This window comes from Arthrobacter sp. 'calajunan' (genome assembly GCF_046940185.1).
GTDB classification, from domain to species: domain Bacteria; phylum Actinomycetota; class Actinomycetes; order Actinomycetales; family Micrococcaceae; genus Glutamicibacter; species Glutamicibacter soli.
Genome location: NZ_JBKZDY010000050.1, coordinates 1 through 260 on the forward strand (window position 1 = coordinate 1; position 260 = coordinate 260).

1 rRNA gene is annotated in these 260 nt (G+C 47.7%); it reads right to left on the reverse strand.

The features are described from left to right. Nucleotides 1-139 precede the first annotated feature (139 nt). Nucleotides 140-260: ribosomal RNA gene (locus RF641_RS17665) — 23S ribosomal RNA — on the reverse strand; the annotation flags it as partial.

The window sequence follows — 260 nt, forward strand, 5'->3', positions numbered from 1 at the left end:
CACGAAGCACACAAACCAACCATGGTGGTCCGGTAGCTTATCCTTGCAAATCTTCAGGTTCGAGGTTGTTGTCTCGTAACCGCATAGTGAACGCGAACAATCAAAAAATCGTATTTTGTCGACACACTGTTTTGATAGTGTGTTGTAAGCCATCGGCCTATTAGTACAGGTCAGCTACACAAGTCTTTGGTCCTTGCTTCCACATCCTGCCTATCAACCCAGTAATCTAGCTGGGGGCCTCACCCACACACAGTGGATGG